The sequence below is a fragment of the Streptomyces sp. NTH33 genome (genome assembly GCF_003236365.1).
Taxonomy (GTDB): domain Bacteria; phylum Actinomycetota; class Actinomycetes; order Streptomycetales; family Streptomycetaceae; genus Streptomyces.
Genome location: NZ_POTZ01001184.1, coordinates 1 through 282 on the forward strand (window position 1 = coordinate 1; position 282 = coordinate 282).

Below are 282 nucleotides of genomic sequence, written 5' to 3' on the forward strand. Positions count from 1 at the left end.
TCCGCCCGGAGGAACGGACCAGCTCGACGGCATCCTTCTTGAACTCGGCCGTGTACCGCTTGCTCGTGTTGCTCTTCTTACTCACTACCTGGACTGCTTCCTCCGGGACCCGTACGTCCCAGTATCAGGCTGTCCTGATCGCGGGGGGAACTTCAAACCGGGCCCGCTCCCAGAGCATGGGCGCCCTGCGCGACGGGCCGGCGCTGCTGGCCGGGCTGGTCTTCTGCGGCCGCTGCGGGACGCGCATGGTCGTGCGCTATCAGCGCGGTGAGGGCAAAGGGC

At 67.4% G+C, this 282-nt stretch carries 1 protein-coding gene; it reads left to right on the forward strand.

Annotation, left to right across the window (positions count from 1 at the left end):
- Positions 1–176: 176 nt before the first annotated feature.
- Positions 177–282 (forward strand): zinc ribbon domain-containing protein (locus tag C1I97_RS39100; RefSeq protein ID WP_258382966.1); only part of this gene is annotated, 106 nt, incomplete at its 3' end.